Below are 17,558 nucleotides of genomic sequence, written 5' to 3' on the forward strand. Positions count from 1 at the left end.
ATATGATAATTTATCCAGCAATAGATATAAGAAACAGTAAATGTGTAAGACTTTCACAAGGAGATTATGACAAAGAGACAGTTTACTTTGACAGTCCTTTGTCGGTTGCAAAAGATTTTGAAAAAAAAGGTGTTAAATATCTTCATGTAGTCGATTTGGATGCTGCTTTACTTGGTCAGATGCAAAACTATGATGTTATAAAAAGCATCATAGAAAATACAAGTATGAAAGTTGAAGTAGGCGGAGGAATCAGAGGAGAAGAACAAATAAAAAAATATGTGGATATCGGTGTTGATAGGGTGTCCATAGGAACAAAGGCTGTTAAGGATTTTGATTTTTTGAAGGAAATGGCAGATAAATACCCATATAAAATCAGTCTTTCATTAGATGTTAAAGATGAATATGTATATATAAAAGGCTGGAGTGAAAACAGCGGTATTTTAATATGGGATTACCTTGAAAAAATAAAAGATTTACCTCTTGTAAGCATTGTAGTTACGGATATAAAAAAAGACGGAATGCTTTCAGGTCCAAGCTTTGAGCTTTACAAAAGATTAAGTGAAGCTACAAAACATAATATTGTCGTTTCAGGAGGAATATCTTCTCTTGAGGATATTAATAAATTAAGAGAAAACGATACTTATGCTGTTATTGTAGGTAAGGCATTATATGAAAATAAATTTAAAGTAGAGGATTTGGTATGTTAGCAAAAAGAATTATACCTTGTCTTGATGTTGATCACGGCAGAGTTGTTAAAGGTAAAAATTTTGCAAATATAAAGGATGTTGATGATCCTGTTAAACTTGGAAAAAATTATTCTAAGCTTGGTGCCGATGAGCTTGTGTTTTATGATATAACTGCATCAAGCGATGAAAGAGATATCTTTATTCATACAGTTGAAAATATTGCAAAAGAGGTTTCTATTCCTTTTACAATTGGAGGAGGAATAAGAACGGTAGAAGATTTTAGAAAAGTTCTTTTAGCCGGAGCAGATAAGGTAAGCGTAAACTCAAGCGCTGTTGTGAATCCAAGCATAATAAGTGACGGAGCAAAAAAATTTGGTTCCCAGTGCGTTGTTTTATCTATTGACGCAAAGAGGAATGAAAAAAACAGTTGGGATGTTTATGTAAAAGGTGGTAGAGAAAATACTCATATTGATGCAATTGAATGGGCAAAAAAAGGTGAAGACCTTGGAGCCGGTGAAATTTGTATTAATTCCATTGATACTGACGGTGTAAAAGATGGGTTTGATCTTGAGTTAATAGAAAAGCTAAATGATGTTTTATCTATTCCTATTATTGCATCCGGAGGAGCAGGAAAAATGGAACATTTTTTGGAAGTTTTAAAATGCGGAGCAGATGCGGCTCTTGCTGCCAGTGTATTCCATTTTGGTGAAATAGATATAATGGATTTAAAAAGATATTTAAAAGATAATGATATAGAAATGAGGATATAAAATGGAATTTAAAGATTTTAAATTGGACGAAAACGGACTTTTACCCGTTATTGTTCAAAATTATAAGACTAAAAAAGTTCTTATGCTTGGTTATATGAACGAACAGGCTTATAATGATACATTAAAAACAGGAAAAGTTAATTTTTATTCAAGAAGCAGAAAAACACAATGGTTAAAAGGAGAAAGCAGTAAGAATTATTTAAATGTTGTAAGTATCGCAAGTGATTGCGACAATGATACTTTGCTTATAAATGCAAATCCTGACGGACCAACTTGTCATACAGGAAGTGAAAGCTGCTTTTTCAATGATATAGTAAAAGCTGATAAAGATGAAAGTGCAGAAATCTTATTTACAATTCAAGATACAATAAATGAAAGAAAAGAAGGAATAAAAAATCTTGAAAAGATGCCTACAAAATATGAAGGTTCTTATACTCAGTATCTTTTAATTGAAGGTATAGATAAGATTTGTAAAAAAATTGGTGAAGAAAGTGCGGAAACTATTGTTGCCGCTAAAAACAATAATAAAGAAGAAATTATAGGGGAAGCAAGCGACCTTATATATCATTTGCTGGTGCTTTTAAATGACAGAGATGTAAACATAGAAGACATATTTGCTAAGTTAAATTCAAGACATAAATAATATATTTTATCAAACAAAGGAGGGGTAAAATGAGACATAAAGGAACAGAAATAAATTTCTCTGATATTACGCCTGAAATAAAAAAATTAAGTAAGACATGTGAAGATAACTGTTTTATTGATCAAGAACTTTATAAGATACATAATGTAAACAGAGGGCTTAGGGATAAAAACGGTGTTGGTGTTTTAACTGGGCTTACAGAAATATCTGATGTTTGTGGAAGTAAAATTGTAGATGGCAAAAAAACATCAATAGACGGATATTTAAGATACAGAGGTATTCCTATCGAATCTTTGGTTGACGGATTTATTGAGGATAATAGATTTGGTTTTGAAGAAGTAACATATTTGCTTCTTACTGGAAAGCTGCCTAAAAAAGATGAACTTAAATCATTTGAGGCTCAAATTGCAAAATATAGAAGTTTACCGCCTTCTTTTGTTAGGGATATTATAATGAAATCTCCAAGTGTTGATGTTATGAACACTATGGCGAGAAGTGTATTAACGCTATATGCTTATGATGAACATCCTGATGATATTTCAATCGATAATGTTCTTAGACAATGTATTCATTTAATATCAATTTTCCCTATGATTGCAGTATACGGATATCAAGCAAGTATGCATTATAATAACGGAGAAAGTTTATTCATTCATTCTCCAAAACCAGACCTTTCGACTGCGGAAAATATTTTACATATGCTTCGTCCTGACAGCAAATATACAAAGCTTGAAGCAAGGATTCTTGATTTGGCTTTAGTTTTACATGCAGAACATGGGGGAGGAAACAACTCTTCATTTACAATGCACGTAGTATCTTCTTCAGGTACGGATACATATTCTTCCGTTGCTGCTTCTCTTGCATCTTTAAAAGGTCCAAAACACGGTGGTGCAAACGTGAAAGTTGTGAATATGTTTGAAGAAATTAAAAGAGCTGTTAAAGACTGGAAAGACGAAGAAGAAGTTTCTCGTTATTTAAATAAGATTTTGGATAAAGATGCTTTTGATAAACAAGGTTTAATTTATGGTGTAGGTCATGGTATATACTCTTCTTCTGACCCAAGAGCATTGATATTTAAGTATTTTGTTGGAAAATTATCGGAAGAAAAGGGGCTTAAAGAAGAATTTGAATTATATGAATTAGTAGAAAAATTAGCGCCTGAAATTATAGCTTCAAGATTTAGAACATATAAAGACATTTGTATTAACATAGACTTTTACAGTGGATTTGTTTATAAAATGTTAGGCATACCAAAGGAACTATTTACTCCTTTATTTGCTATTGCAAGAATTTCAGGTTGGTCTGCTCATAGACTTGAAGAACTTATAAATGCAAGTAAGATTATAAGACCTGCATATATGAATGTTCAAGAAAAAAGAGAGTATATTCCTATTGATGAAAGATAAAAGATGCTTTATGCATCTTTTTTGTTTTTATAATATAACAAACTTCCAAGAAGTATCATAAATAAACCTATAACTTGAATTATGGTGAATTTTTCACCTAAGAATATTATTCCTGCAAGAGTTGATATTAGAACGGTTATATTATTCATAAGCCCAACACTTATTACGCTTATGCTTTTTACTGCATAATTATTTAAATAAAATACAAGTATTGTTGCAAGCAGGGATAGATATAGTATTCCAAAGATAAAATCTTTAAGAAAAATTATTTCTAAAATATCTATTGTAGGGTTTAGGAAAAAGAAAATAAAAAACATTATTGTAAATGCAATAAATCCATAAAAAATTTGGTAAATTGATACTGTATTTATTTCTTTAATTTTAAGCTTCTTTAGTTTTCCTTGGTAGTAGGCTCTTGAAAAAATAGATAAAATAATAAGCATGGTTCCTAAAAAAGCAAACTGAGTTTTATTGCTATTTGAAGATGAAACACTTGCAATGAGCGTACCTAAAACACATATTCCCATAAACATACTTTCTTTTAAGTTAGGTTTTTCTTTTAATAAAAAATAACTTACTATAACATTTGCAATTGGAATAAGGGCTATAAGAACACTTACGGTTGTTACGGGGCATAACATTACCCCTATTGTTTGAAAAGAAAAATTTATTACCGGATTATAAAAAGACAGTCTAAATAAATCTTTATTTTTAAAAGACAGATGTATTTTTATTTTTCTTATATAAAAAATTAAAAGCATAAATATAAATGCAATAAAAAATCTAATGCTTAAAACTAAAAAAACATTATTATGGGATAATTTTATTAAATCTTTTATAAAGATATACTGCATTCCCATTATTAAACTCATTATTAAAGTTGCAATATATCCTTTTTTATCGCTACTCATAATAGTAGTATATGTAAAAAAAATTCAAATATAAAAAAAACAGAGAATAACTCTGTTTTAGTCAAGCATGCTATATGCAATTTTATCAAGTTCTTCGCTTGTTAAATTTTCGTTTATATCAATTTTTTGAACCAAGTCATAAAAGGTTCCTTTTAAAAATTTTTTTAAAGTATATCCTAAAAAAACTTTTTTTGTTACATATATGTCATACTTGTCATTACTTGCTCTTAATTCGTTAAAATTACTTTTCATGTCATACTCCTATGTTTTATTAAATTATATGATATAATAACCAAGTAGAAAAATCAATAATTTAAAGGTATTTTTATGAGAGAAAACTTCAGTGAAAATTTAAATAAAAAAATAAAACTACTTCCTCAAAATAGTGGCGTATATCTTATGAAAGATGAGAATGGTACTATTATTTACGTTGGAAAAGCAAAGGTTCTTAAAAATAGGGTAACCCAATATTTTAGAAAAAATTCAAATCATACACCTAAAGTTCTTAAAATGGTTGAGAATATTGCTGATTTTGAATATATTATTACTTCCAACGAAATGGAAGCGTTGATTTTAGAGTGTAACTTAATAAAAAAATACAGACCTTATTATAATATTTTAATGCGAGATGATAAAACATATCCATATATTAAGCTTACAACAAAAGATGAATATCCAAAATTATTTATAACAAGAAAATATGTAAATGACGGAAATAAATATTTTGGACCATACGCAAATGCAACATATGCAAAGAAAACAGTAAGTACAATAAATGAACTGTACCCAATTGCAATGTGCAAGAAAGAATTAAAGTATGGCGTTAAAAAGGGTAATGTATGTCTAAATTATCATATCGGACAATGCCTTGGAGTTTGTCAGGGAAATGTTAATAAAGACTTATATAATTCATATATAAAAGAAATAACAGATATTCTAAATGGTAAAACAGGTAAAATAATATCAAGTCTTGAAAGCAAAATGAATGCTTACAGCGAAAATTTAGACTTTGAAAATGCCGGTAAGGTAAGAGATAAGATTTTTGCAATAAAAGGGCTTAAAAGCGAGCAGAATGTCTCTAATGCCACAGCAGACAACATGGATATACTTGGTCTTGCAATGGGGGAAGATATGGCTTGCGTACAGGTTTATGCCTTAAGGGATAAAAAAATTGTTGGAAGAGAGAATTATATTTTAAAAGGGCAAAACGAAAAAGATGCAGGAGAAGTTTTGTCTGCTTTTGTAAAACAATTTTATACAAATACTCCTTTTATTCCTCCTCTTATATTGGTAGAAAGGGAGTTTGATGATATTGAAAATATACAAAATCTTCTTAGTGAATTAAAAACTACAAAAGTCCAAATTAAAGTTCCTATAAGAGGAGAAAAGAAAAAATTATTAAAACTTGCTACTGATAATGCAAAATTAAATCTTGAAAATATTGTAGGCAAAGAAAAACAAAGAATACTTATGGAAAAGAAAGCCGTTGAAGAAATAAATGATTACGCTGGAATAATAAAAGAAGGTAACTTTAGATATGAAGCATATGATATTTCAAACACTTCCGGAGTTGACAGCGTCGGTGTTATGGTAGTGTTTGACGGAGCAAAAAGGAATAATAAAGCTTACAGAAAGTTTAGAATAAAATCAGTAGAAGGTCCAAATGATTACGGAAGCATGGTTGAAGTAGTATTCAGAAGACTTAACAGAGCAAGAAAAGAAATGGAAGAACAAGATGAAAATGCAAGGTTTTTACCTCTTCCTGATATTATATTTGTAGATGGTGGAATAGGGCATGTGAATGCAATAAAAAATGTTGTAGATACGTTTGGATTTAATATTAAAGTTTTAGGGCTTGGAAAAAACAACAAACATAAATTAAAGGAAGTTGTTAAAGACAGCGAAGAAGCAAGAAACATAAAAGATTTTGAATATGCAAAAAAACTTCTTAATGATATAAGTGAAGAGGTTCATAGATATGCTATTGATTATCATAAAAACTTAAGAAGTAAAAGTTTCTTAAAAACGACATTGGAAGAAATTGAGGGAATAGGAAAAGTAAAATGCAGAAATTTACTTACTCATTTTAAAAACTTAGAGGAAATAAAGAATGCTTCAATAGAAGAGATTATGAAAGTTGACGGGATGAATGAAGCTTTGGCAAAAAAAGTTAAAGATTATTTGAAAAATGATTAGGGAGAGCGAATGGATAAAAATTTTTATTTAAAACTTTATGAACCATATAAAAAAGATTTAGCTAAAAAAAGAAGGCTTAATATTCTTGATAAGATAGTAACATATTCTGTATTTATTTCTTTTCCTGTTTTTTTGATAATAGGATTTCTTATGGGGAAAGATTTTGTATTAAGGATTGTTCTTACTACTTTTATTCCTTTTGTTCTTTTAAGTTTTTTTAGAAAACTATTTAACTTTAAAAGACCATATGAAGTTTTTAATATTACTCCTGTTTTGGATAAGGATACTAAAGGTAAATCTTTTCCAAGCAGGCATGTTTTTTCTGCATTTTTAATTGGAACTTCCTGTTTGTTTGTTAATGTTTATTATGGTGTTATTGTTTTGATTCTTGGTATTTTTCTTATGTACATAAGAGTGGTTGGAGCCGTCCATTTTTTTAGAGATGTGGTTTGTGGTATGATTTTGGGTGTATCTTTCGGAATATTGTTTATGATATTTTAAATGTTATTTTTTTTAGTGTCTTTTATAAATTCAATAATAAATGATGAAATTGTAACAGTTATTACCGATAAAAAAATTTTTTTTATTGGAAGATAAGAAAAAGACAATAACAGTACTGTAAGGTCCATTATCAAATAAGCATATGATATTTTTATATTTGTATTTTTTGTTATTGTAAGTGCCAAAGCATCATCTCCACCTCCTGCTCCTCCTTGTCTTATGATTAATCCCGTCCCCACTCCAATAAAAATTCCTCCCAAAATTGTAATAATAAACATATTGTTTAATTTTATTATTGGAGGGAATGTTTCCCAAATTTTAAAAAATACACTTAAACTGATTGTGGATATTAACGATACTGCAATAAATTTTTTACCTAAATATCTTATTGCAAGTATGTAGCAAAAAGTATTTAATATTGGAGAAAGAATATGTTGAGGAATGTTCATATGGTGGTGTAATAGTAATGTTAATCCTATTATGCCTCCTTCTGTTATGTTATATTGTTGGTGTATATTATAAATTCCGAATGAAATAATCATAGCTCCTAATATAATTATTAAAGTCATTTTTATTTTTTTCATTTTAAAACCTCCTTTATTAACATGATAAACTCTAGTATAATACTAATGTCAATGGTATTTTGATTCGGAGGCTCATAAATGAAAGAATATTATAAAATAAGCGAGATATCAAAGTTATATAATATAGGTGTTGATTCTTTAAGATATTATGAACGTTTGGGGATTTTAAAACCACAAAGGAGTAGAAATAATTATCGTATGTATTCTTTAAAAGATATGTATATTTTAAATATAATTAAAGATTTAAGACTATTAAATTTTTCTATGAAGAGGATAAAAGCATATATTGATAATTTGGATATTGACAATACATTAAAAATGTTAAATGAAGAATACAGTGCTATATCATGTGAAATTGAACGATTGAATGATAAGAAAAAATTGATTGAAAGTAGGGTTAAAAAATTAAATGACTTTTATAATTTTTCGTCTGATAAAATTTTAATAAAAGATTTAAAAAGCAGATATTTGGTTACGATTTCCGCCAATATTTCATCTGATGAAGAAATGGATATAGTTGTAAAAAAGCTTCATAGAAAGCATGAGAAAAAATTTTTGGATTTGGGAAATCAAACGATAGGTGCGTTTATATCTTTAAAAGATACTTTGAAAAAAGGAAAAATTTTATATAATTCTGTATTTTTATTGTCATGTTCTGATATTTTTAATTATGATTATAAATTATTATCGGGTAAGTATTTATCCGTAACTTACAAAGGTAGTTATAATCAACTTATGGAGAAAATAAACGATATGTATAATTACGCAAAAATAAATAAAATAGATTTGGATGGGGAACCTTTTGAAATCTATCATATCGATAATAGGTATACTATTGATGAAAATGAATTTGTAACAGAAATTCAATGTAAAATCAAATAATTATTATAATTTGCATTTTATACATTAATGATTATTCATGCAACCGCAAGTTTACATAAAAACTTTAAGTTGCAAATAAAAGTTGGTAGAAAAAATGGTAATGCTCTATTAATATTATTGCAAACAGGAGGTGAAAAAAATGAATTTTGGAACAAATTTACAAAACTTAAGAAAAAAGCATGATTTATCCCAAGAGCAATTAGCAGAAAAATTGGAAGTTTCAAGGCAAGCTGTTTCAAAATGGGAAAATGGTTCTTCTTATCCTGAAATGGATAAACTTATAATGTTAAGCGAGTTATTTAATATTGATATTGATATGCTTATTAAAGGAAATCTTGATATTGAAAATAATGAAGAAGGCAGAGAGTTATATGAGAAAATGTATAATAAGTTTACTAAGATGATTACTCTTGGAGTAGTTCTTATTCTTCTTGGTGTTACCTTTGTTGCTTCTTTTGAAGAGACTTATGCTAACAATATTAAAGCTTTTCCTGTTATAGTTTTATTAACTCTTATTGCAATATCAGTTTTTTTATTTGTTTATTATGGAATAAGCTGGGGTAACTTTACTGAAGAGCATCCTTATTTTGAAGATTTCTATACAAAAGATGAGAAAAGAAGATTTAATAAACTTTTTGCAGGCATGATATCCTTTGGTGTATTTTTAATACTTCTTGGAATCATTGTTGTTGTAATTGGAGAAGAGGTCTTACAGTTAGGTGAGGATTATCCTCCTATAATTACAGTATTTTTACTTTTGGTTACAATTGCCGTTGGAATATTTGTTTATTTTGGAATGCAAAAAGCAAAGTACAATATAAGTGAATACAACAAAGAATATAATAAAGAAAATGAAAGTTATGAATTAAGTAAAAAAGAAATTTTTTCAGATAAAATACAAGCTATAATAATGCTTATTGCTACAATAATATTTCTGCTTATTGGTTTTATTTTCGGATTATGGCATCCAGGCTGGGTTGTTTTCCCAATTGGTGGAATATTATGTGGAATAGTTTCAATTATATTTGATGAAAAATAAAAAACGAGGTTTGACCTCGTTTTTTATTTTAAAAATCCAGAAATGATTTTTTCTTCAGCTTCTTCTTTTGTAAGTCCAAGACTTTGAAGTTTTAAAATTTGGTCTCCGGCGATTTTTCCAATAGCTGCTTCGTGTATAAGTTCTGCATCTAAGTTAGAAGCTACAAGGGCTGGAGCTGCGGCAACTTTTCCGTTTCCAACAAGTATTGCATCACATTCAGAATGTCCGTTGCATTTTGCTTCTCCGTTCATTTTAGAAGTAAATTCTTGATAAGAATTTCCCTTTGCAACAGAACGTGATACTAAATCTGCAGATGAGTTTTCGCCTTTTAATGTTACATCAAAATCAGTTTTGGCAATTTCATCTCCGTCTGTCATTATTCTTTCTCTTACAAGAAGTTTTGCGCCTTCTTCAACTACGCCACTTGTTTTTCTTATTGAGCTGTCTACGCCTTCAAGTTGTATTGTGTCCATTTCAAGTACTGAATTTTTCTTAAGGTAAACATCTGTAACAGGATCAATTCTCTTTGTTCCTTTTCCTTTACCTGTTGCAATGTGTTTTTCTTCATATACTACATGAGCATTTTCTTCAAGGAAAAATCTATGTATTCCGTTGTGTCTTGCATCATGTCCATCATCTGTATGAACTCCGCATCCCGCAATGATTTTTACATCTGCATTTTCACCCACAAAAAAGTCGTTATATACAAGGTCATCTACGTTCCCGTGAGTTACACAAGCTGGAATGTATACATTTTCGCCCTTTGTATTTGGTTTTATATGAATTTCAAGTCCTGGAGCATCTTTTTTAGATTCTATTTTAATATTTTCACTTGATTGTCTACCTGCACACTTACCGTCTTCTCTTATATTAAAAGCACCTTCAAATTTTCCACTGAATCCTGAAACTACTTTTAAAAGTTGTTCTGTTGTTTTATTCATTTACTGCTGCCTCCTTTTCTTTAGGGCACATATTTGCTCTTTCTTCTTTGAATAATGTTGGTAAAATCTCTTTTTTATTTCCTTTAGCTCTTACTTTTCCGTCTGATATTACTACTATTTCGTCTGCTATTGAAAGTATTCTTTCTTGATGAGAAATAATAAGAAGAGTTCCTTTTGTATGTTTTCTTAAAATTTCAAAGGTTTCAACAAGTTTTGCAAAACTCCAAAGGTCTATTCCTGCTTCAGGTTCGTCAAAAATATATAGTTTTGCATCTCTTGCAAGAACTCCTGCAATTTCTATTCTTTTGCTTTCTCCTCCTGATAAAGAATCGTTTAATTCTCTATCAATATATTCTTCTGCACATAAACCGACTTTGCTTAGTAATGCACAGGCTTCTCCTTCATTAAGGTCTTTCCCCGCAGATAATTTAAGAATATCTCTTACGGTTAATCCTTTAAATTTTACAGGTTGTTGGAAAGCATAGGCTATTCCTTTTTTTGCTCTTGTTGTTATGTCTAAATTTGTTATATCTTCATTATCTAAGAATATTTTACCGTCTGTTACATTTTTTATTCCTGCAATTAATTTTGCAAGACTTGTTTTACCGCCTCCGTTTGGGCCTGTAACAACGATAAGTTTACCGTCTTCTATATCAAGATTAATATCTTTTATTATAGATTGACCATCTTCTGTATCCCATTTTATATGTTCAAGTTTTAACATTTTATTGCCTCCGTTTTTATATGAAAAGATATTTTATTTCTATTTCGTTGATAGTATATCATAAGTTTTTATTTAAGGAAAGTATTTCCTACTAATTTACTATTCTTTTTCTTTGTTTACTAAATATATGCCTATGCAAACCAAAATCAGTGATATGATTCCAAGAATATTAAATACGCTTCCTTCTTTTAGAAGTATCGCAGAAAGAATTACTCCGCATACAGGGTTTAAAAATCCATAAACAGCAACTTTCCCAACAGGATTATATTTAAGAAGTGTAGCCCATAATGAATAGGCAACTGCTGAAATAAAAGCCATATAAATTAATAGAATAATACCGTTTATTGTTATATTATTTATTTTTCCGCCTGTAAATATACCGATTAATATCATTATTATACCGCCGATTACAAATTGGTAACCGCTTAATATAACCGGTTTTTCATGTTTTGAATATTCTTTTATCATGATTGATGAGAATGCATAAAATACGGCAGAAAGAAAAATTAAACCTTCTCCACTTAATTTCATGTTAAAGTCAAAACTGCTTCCGTTTAAGTTTATAATTACAACTCCAATAAAGCCTATTAAACACCCAAATATTTTTGATGGGGTAAGTTTTTCATGTTTTAAAATAAGTGCGGGGATAAGGATTGCAAGAAATACATTTGATGCTTCTATTATTGATGCTTTTGTTCCCGTTGTGTTTGCAAGTCCAACATAAAAACATACATATTGCAGTACGGTTTGTACCATTGATAATTTTAAAATAGAAGGGTAGGCTTCTTTTTTAGGTATAAGAACTTTTTTAGAAAGAATGCTTCCGATAACTATTGCAAGTATGCCTGCCATTGTGAATCTAAGTCCTGCAAAAAGCATTTGACTTGCAGTATCATTTCCTGCTATGTTGAATAATTCATATCCAATTTTTATTGCAGGAAATGCACTCCCCCAAAGGATGCAGCAGATTGATGCCAAAAGGCAAATTATTATAGGTTTAGTTAATACTGTTTGGTCGTTTTTTTTCATTATATGTCCTTTCAAGTAAAAAAGCCCTTTGGGGCTTTATTTTTTCATAAGAAAATTATATAATTCTCTTTTGTTTAAATTATTTTCTTTTGCAAGATTTTTTATTATGTCTTTTGGATTTTCTCCGCTTTCAACTCTTTTTTGAAAAATTTCTTTTGTTTCTTCCATAGAAAGATTTTTCTTTTCTTCTTTGTTGCCTTCAACGACAACAACAAATTCTCCTTTGATATTTTCTTCATTTTCAAAAATATCAATAAGATTTATAACTTCGTCTCTGTAAGTTGTTTCATGAATTTTTGTTATTTCTTTTGAAATGGCAACCTTTCTGTTTCCTAAAACATTATTTATTGCTTTTAACAAATCTTTTAATTCATAAGGGGAAGAATAGAAGATAAGCGTTTTATCCAAATCCTTTAACGTTTTTAGTTTTTCCTCTTTTTTATTATATTTCTTTTGAAGAAATCCTATAAACAAAAACTCTTCACTGTTAAATCCCGATAATATCAAAGCTGGTAAGAGTGCATTTGCTCCCGGAACAACCGTAAATTTTATATTATTTTCTATAAGCTCTTTTACGAGTATGCTTCCTGGGTCTGATATAAGGGGAGTTCCTGCGTCAGAAATAAGCGCAATTTTCTTTTCTTCATTAATCAAGGAAAGAATATAATCTATTCTTTCCTTTTCATTAAATTTATGGTAACTTATTAACTTATTTTTTATTTCAAAATGGTTAAGAAGTTTTATGGAATGCCTTGTATCTTCACAAAGAATTACATCCACTTCTTTTAAAACTTTAACCGCTCTGAAAGTCATATCTTCTAAGTTTCCTATTGGGGTGGAAACTATGTATACTTTATCATTCATAATTAAAAATATTGTCTTCTTACTATTGTATCTTCTCTATCAGGACCAACAGAAACTATTCCGATAGGTATTTCGCAAAGTTCTTCAACTCTGTTTACATATTTTTTAGCATTTTCAGGAAGATCTTCAAATTTTCTTACTTTTGAAATATCTTCATTCCAGCCTTCAAATTCTTCATAAACAGGTTCACATTCTGAAAGAACGCTAAGTTCTGCCGGGAAGTCAGTTATAATTTCATCTTTGTATTTATATCCTACACAAAGTTTGATTTTATCCATTCCTGTTAATGTATCAAGTTTTGTGAATACTATGCTTGTAAGAGAATTAATTCTTACTGCATATTTTAGAATTACAGCATCAAGCCATCCGCATCTTCTTGGTCTGCCTGTTGTTGTTCCGTATTCATATCCTTTTTCTCTTAAGAAATCTCCGTCTTCATCGAATAACTCTGTAGGGAAAGGTCCTTTTCCTACTCTTGTTGTGTATGCTTTTGCTATACCGCATACATCATCAATAAAAGCAGGTCCAATACCTGAACCGATACAAGCTCCTGCAGCTGTAGGATGTGAAGATGTAACATAAGGATATGTACCAAAGTCTATATCAAGAAGTGTTGCTTGAGCACCTTCAAATAATACTTTTTTACCTTTTTTAATGTAATCATATATAATAACTGTTGCATCATCAACATATTTTCTTATGATATCTGCACATTTATTGTATTCTTCAAAAATATCTTCAAATTTTAAAGCTTCTCCGCCGTATACTTCTACGATTTCTTTATTTACGCTTTCAAGATTAATTTTTAATTTTTCTTCAAATAGTTTTGTATCTATTAAATCACAAATTCTTATACCGCTTCTTTTGATTTTATCTGTATAAGCAGGTCCGATACCTCTTTTTGTAGTACCGATATCATTTTTGCCAAGGGATTTTTCGATAAGTTCATCAAGTACTCTGTGATAAGGCATAATTACTTGCGCTCTTTTATCAATAATTAATTTGTCAAATTTAACACCTTGTTCTTTTAATGTGTTCATTTCTTGTACTAACCATGTAGGGTCTACTACCATTCCTGCGCCGATAATTGATGGTTTGTCTTGAATAACACCTGAAGGAATAACGTGTAATTTATATGTAATTCCGTTTGCTATAACCGTATGACCGGCATTGTTTCCTCCTGAACTTCTTACTACGATATCGCATCTATCTGTAAAATAATCTGTTATTTTTCCTTTTCCTTCGTCGCCCCATTGAGAACCGACTACTACTAAATTTCCCATCATTAATACCTCCTAGTACTTTTTCACGACACTTAATTGTACCTTATTTATATTGTTTTATCAATAGCAAAATCCTTAATTTATCGACTTTTTACATAACTTTCATGAATTTTCAGAATTATTTTATAAGTTGATTTTAAATATTTTTTTATTCTTATGTTATAATCGAGTTATAAGTAAAAAAGAGGTGTGATATGAAAATTACAGTACTAAACGAAAACATGGTTTACAGAAAAAACATAATCGCCGAACATGGACTTTCTGTACTTATAGAGCATGATAATAAAAAAATATTAATGGATGTTGGACAGAGTGATGTATTTTTAAAAAATGCACAGGCTTTAAATATAGATTTGAATGATTTGGACGCAGTTATTATATCTCATGGACATTATGATCATGGAGGAGGAATAAAATATCTTAAAAATTTAAGTAATATTCCTAGTATTTATATAACAAAGAATGCTCTTATTCCTAAATACAGCATAAATAAAAAGACAAATAAATATTATTTTAACGGGATAAATGAAAGTGATTTGAATTTATTTAAGAATAAATTATATTTTACAGATGAAAAGGAAGAAATCTTTAATAATTTTTATTTAATAAGTAACATACCTTATGTTAACAGTTTTGAAAATAAACCAAGTAAATTTTATTTAAAAAAGAATAACAAAATGATAATGGATGAAATGAAAGACGAGCAGGTTTTTGTGATAAGAACAAAAAACGGGCTTTGTGTTTTTATGGGGTGTGCTCATATGGGGGTAGTGAATGCAATAGAATATATAAAGAAATTGTTTAAGGGAGAAAAAATATATTCTTTATTTGCCGGTATGCATCTTATAAATGCTGATAGTGTAAGAGTAAATAAAACAATAGAATATCTAAAAAATAATAATATACAATATATTATGCCTTGTCACTGCAGCGGATATAGAGTTGTTTCCAAAATAGCCGATGAATGCGAAAAGAATTTCATTGAAGTGCAGTGTGGCAAAACAATACAGCTATAAAATTTATAGCTGTTTTTTTGTATCTTTTATAAACTTTATAATTTCTTTTATATTTTCTTCTTTTACATAATCTATGCCATTTTTCGTAATATCAATATTTTCTTCTTTTTCTGGCTTTAACAATTTTGGTGCAATTTTAATAATTGTTTTATGAATAAAATTAAGTTTTGTTAAATCTATTCCACCTTGAAGATAGAAAAAAGGGATATCAATATTATTGTTTTTAATTAAATTATTTATGTTATCTTTATCATCTTTTGAATATATTCCAACGCCTGCCAAACCCTTAATATTAAAATTTTTCCTTGCTTTTTTAAATCCGCAAATTTGACTTGCACATATCCATCCTATAAAAAAAATTTCAGCATTTTTATTTAAAATATTTAAAGCTTCATCAATATCATAACACTTTAAGCCTGTTTCTTCTTTTATCATTTGAGCATATCGTAGAGAATGTCCGGAATTACTTTTATATACTATTGTTTCTACCATTTTATTTCTCCTTAAAGTTATATAACTATTTTACACTATTTTTTTATTAACTTCAATTTTATTTATAAAAAGTTAAAGTTCATTCCTCTCTTTTCTCAAAAACGACACTATAAATAAGTATATTAATACTAAATTAAAGTTAAAGGACAAGTTATATGAATTTAAATGAAATACCAAAGGAAGTAACTGATATATTGCCAGAAAAAATGCTTCAAGTAATTGAGAAGGTTGAAACAAAAAATCAAGTTGAAGAAATAAGAATCAGGCTTGATAAAAATATACATATAGTATGTTCAAATGAGGATTTTTTAATTTTATATAAAGTTACAAAAAGCGATATAGAAGGAATATTAAATCTTGCAACGGATTATTCCTTTTACGCAAATGAAGAAAGTTTATTAAAAGGGTTTATTACATTAAAAGGCGGACACAGAATAGGTTTTAGCGGAAGTGTAATAAAAGAAAATGACAAAATAATTTCTATAAGAAATATTAATTCCTTGAATATTAGGATTGCAAGAGAGATTGTTGGAGTAAGTAACCTTGTAATGCCATATATATTAAATAAAGACAAAATACTAAATACTCTTATTGTTTCTCCTCCAAAAGTAGGAAAAACAACATTGCTTCGTGATATTTCCAGGGAAATATCCACGAATAAAAAAGGATATATAGGTAAAAGGGTATGTATTGTCGATGAAAGAAAAGAGATTGCAGCACTACATAACGGTATAAGCCGCTTAAATGTAGGACAGAAGAGTGATATTTTGGAAGGAATCGATAAAGCTTATGGAATGAATATGCTTATAAGAGCAATGTCACCACAAGTGATAATAACCGATGAAGTAGGGAAGATTGAGGATATTTCCTCTTTGGAAAATTGTGTTTTAAGCGGAGTTAATGTGATTTCTTCTGCTCATGGGGAAAGTATGCAAGATATATTAAATAAAAAAGAGTTTGTCCCCATTATTAAAAAAGGTATTTTTGATAGATATATTTTTCTTGAAAATAAAAATGGAATAAGAAAAATAAAAGAAATATATAACAGAAGTTTAGAGAGGTTAATATGATTGTTTTTAAGATTACAGGAATGTTTTTTTTGTTTCTATCCAGTGTGTTTTGTTCAAAACAGATTACATCAAAAATAAAAAAGAGAGTTTATGAACTTGAAGAAATAGATAATATTTTAAATGATTTTATTGTAAGTATAAATGTTGGACTTTACGATGTTAGTTTTTTACTTTCAGAAGCAATAAAAAGAACAAAGACAAAATACCATGATTTTTTACGTGAAGTAAAAGATAATCTTGAGAAAAAGTCTTCAAATGATTTTTCAAAGATTTGGTTTGGTTGTTTGAAGCATTATCACTTTGATATTACATTGGAAGAAAAGATACTTCTTGAAAATATCGGTGCAAGTCTTTCCTTTAATGATAAAAACAGAATGATAAAGCAGCTTACTTTACTTCAGACTTCTATTGAAAATCAAATACAAAAAGCGAGAAAAGATAAAGATACAAAAGTTTCGTTATATGAAAAAATGGGAGTTTTGGTAGGAGGTTTTTTAGTGATTATTTTTATATAAGGAGAG

The 17,558-nt window shown here is 28.8% G+C and carries 20 protein-coding genes; 11 read left to right on the plus strand and 9 right to left on the minus strand.

Going from position 1 to position 17,558, the window contains the following annotated elements:
- The first annotated feature begins 2 nt into the window (after positions 1–2).
- The 4 genes from hisA to M6G78_RS05590 are packed head-to-tail and all read left to right on the plus strand — an operon-like array spanning position 3 to position 3,505.
- Complete coding sequence (hisA, locus tag M6G78_RS05575; RefSeq protein WP_138268049.1) at positions 3–707, plus strand: 1-(5-phosphoribosyl)-5-[(5-phosphoribosylamino)methylideneamino]imidazole-4-carboxamide isomerase; 705 nt, start codon at positions 3–5, stop codon at positions 705–707.
- Positions 701–1,456, plus strand: a complete 756-nt coding sequence (hisF, locus tag M6G78_RS05580) for an imidazole glycerol phosphate synthase subunit HisF (RefSeq protein ID WP_138268050.1) — start codon at positions 701–703, stop codon at positions 1,454–1,456. The genes hisA and hisF overlap by 7 nt, the downstream gene beginning before the upstream one ends.
- A 1-nt stretch (position 1,457) precedes the next feature.
- Entirely contained in the window at positions 1,458–2,099 is a 642-nt protein-coding gene (gene hisIE / locus M6G78_RS05585) for a bifunctional phosphoribosyl-AMP cyclohydrolase/phosphoribosyl-ATP diphosphatase HisIE (protein WP_138268051.1), read from the plus strand.
- A gap of 29 nt (positions 2,100–2,128) precedes the next feature.
- Complete coding sequence (locus tag M6G78_RS05590; RefSeq protein WP_138268052.1) at positions 2,129–3,505, plus strand: citrate/2-methylcitrate synthase; 1,377 nt, start codon at positions 2,129–2,131, stop codon at positions 3,503–3,505.
- A gap of 8 nt (positions 3,506–3,513) precedes the next feature.
- Here the strand turns inward: M6G78_RS05590 and M6G78_RS05595 are convergent, their stop codons facing one another.
- A complete protein-coding gene (locus M6G78_RS05595; RefSeq protein WP_138268053.1) occupies positions 3,514–4,416 on the minus strand; it encodes a DMT family transporter in 903 nt (300 codons plus the stop codon).
- A gap of 57 nt (positions 4,417–4,473) precedes the next feature.
- Entirely contained in the window at positions 4,474–4,668 is a 195-nt protein-coding gene (locus M6G78_RS05600) for a hypothetical protein (RefSeq protein WP_138268054.1), read from the minus strand.
- Positions 4,669–4,743: 75 nt separating this feature from the next.
- On the opposite strand from M6G78_RS05600, the gene uvrC reads away from it, so the two are divergent.
- Together uvrC and M6G78_RS05610 are read left to right on the plus strand one after the other, a co-directional pair.
- Positions 4,744–6,612: an excinuclease ABC subunit UvrC gene (gene uvrC, locus M6G78_RS05605; protein ID WP_138268055.1), complete on the plus strand. Its 1,869-nt coding sequence runs from the start codon at positions 4,744–4,746 to the stop codon at positions 6,610–6,612.
- 9 nt (positions 6,613–6,621) lie between these two features.
- On the plus strand, positions 6,622–7,113 hold the full coding sequence (locus M6G78_RS05610) for a phosphatase PAP2 family protein (protein WP_138268056.1): 492 nt from the start codon (positions 6,622–6,624) through the stop codon (positions 7,111–7,113).
- Here the strand turns inward: M6G78_RS05610 and M6G78_RS05615 are convergent.
- Positions 7,110–7,697, minus strand: coding sequence for a YitT family protein (locus tag M6G78_RS05615; protein WP_138268057.1), 588 nt, complete (start codon positions 7,695–7,697; stop codon positions 7,110–7,112). The two genes, M6G78_RS05610 and M6G78_RS05615, sit on opposite strands and share 4 nt — an antisense overlap.
- A 78-nt stretch (positions 7,698–7,775) precedes the next feature.
- Here M6G78_RS05615 and M6G78_RS05620 point away from each other — a divergent pair, with 78 nt between their 5' ends.
- Positions 7,776–8,579: a MerR family transcriptional regulator gene (locus M6G78_RS05620; RefSeq protein ID WP_138268058.1), complete on the plus strand. Its 804-nt coding sequence runs from the start codon at positions 7,776–7,778 to the stop codon at positions 8,577–8,579.
- A gap of 139 nt (positions 8,580–8,718) precedes the next feature.
- Positions 8,719–9,618 (plus strand): helix-turn-helix domain-containing protein, encoded by a 900-nt coding sequence (locus M6G78_RS05625; protein WP_138268059.1) that lies wholly within the window; start codon positions 8,719–8,721, stop codon positions 9,616–9,618.
- Between the two features lie 23 nt (positions 9,619–9,641).
- On the opposite strand, the gene M6G78_RS05630 is transcribed toward M6G78_RS05625, so the two are convergent.
- The 5 genes from M6G78_RS05630 to M6G78_RS05650 form a co-directional block, all read right to left on the minus strand.
- Positions 9,642–10,559 (minus strand): SufD family Fe-S cluster assembly protein, encoded by a 918-nt coding sequence (locus M6G78_RS05630; RefSeq protein ID WP_138268060.1) that lies wholly within the window; start codon positions 10,557–10,559, stop codon positions 9,642–9,644.
- A complete protein-coding gene (locus M6G78_RS05635; protein WP_138268061.1) occupies positions 10,552–11,283 on the minus strand; it encodes an ABC transporter ATP-binding protein in 732 nt (243 codons plus the stop codon). The genes M6G78_RS05630 and M6G78_RS05635 overlap by 8 nt, the downstream gene beginning before the upstream one ends.
- A gap of 99 nt (positions 11,284–11,382) precedes the next feature.
- Complete coding sequence (locus M6G78_RS05640; protein WP_138268062.1) at positions 11,383–12,312, minus strand: DMT family transporter; 930 nt, start codon at positions 12,310–12,312, stop codon at positions 11,383–11,385.
- Positions 12,313–12,348: 36 nt separating this feature from the next.
- Positions 12,349–13,176, minus strand: coding sequence for a 16S rRNA (cytidine(1402)-2'-O)-methyltransferase (gene rsmI / locus M6G78_RS05645; RefSeq protein ID WP_138268063.1), 828 nt, complete (start codon positions 13,174–13,176; stop codon positions 12,349–12,351).
- 2 nt (positions 13,177–13,178) lie between these two features.
- Positions 13,179–14,459, minus strand: coding sequence for an adenylosuccinate synthase (locus M6G78_RS05650; protein WP_138268064.1), 1,281 nt, complete (start codon positions 14,457–14,459; stop codon positions 13,179–13,181).
- A 194-nt stretch (positions 14,460–14,653) separates the two neighbouring features.
- On the opposite strand from M6G78_RS05650, the gene M6G78_RS05655 reads away from it, so the two are divergent.
- Positions 14,654–15,475, plus strand: a complete 822-nt coding sequence (locus tag M6G78_RS05655) for an MBL fold metallo-hydrolase (protein ID WP_138268065.1) — start codon at positions 14,654–14,656, stop codon at positions 15,473–15,475.
- A gap of 3 nt (positions 15,476–15,478) precedes the next feature.
- Here M6G78_RS05655 and M6G78_RS05660 read toward each other — a convergent pair whose 3' ends face one another.
- A complete protein-coding gene (locus M6G78_RS05660) occupies positions 15,479–15,967 on the minus strand; it encodes a hypothetical protein (RefSeq protein WP_138268066.1) in 489 nt (162 codons plus the stop codon).
- A 155-nt stretch (positions 15,968–16,122) separates the two neighbouring features.
- Here M6G78_RS05660 and spoIIIAA point away from each other — a divergent pair, with 155 nt between their 5' ends.
- Entirely contained in the window at positions 16,123–17,037 is a 915-nt protein-coding gene (gene spoIIIAA / locus M6G78_RS05665; protein ID WP_253229835.1) for a stage III sporulation protein AA, read from the plus strand.
- Positions 17,034–17,552: a stage III sporulation protein AB gene (locus tag M6G78_RS05670; protein ID WP_253229836.1), complete on the plus strand. Its 519-nt coding sequence runs from the start codon at positions 17,034–17,036 to the stop codon at positions 17,550–17,552. The genes spoIIIAA and M6G78_RS05670 overlap by 4 nt, the downstream gene beginning before the upstream one ends.
- Positions 17,553–17,558: the final 6 nt, after the last annotated feature.

The organism is Anaerofustis sp. NSJ-163, assembly GCF_024135845.1.
Classification (GTDB): Bacteria; Bacillota; Clostridia; order Eubacteriales; family Anaerofustaceae; genus Anaerofustis; species Anaerofustis butyriciformans.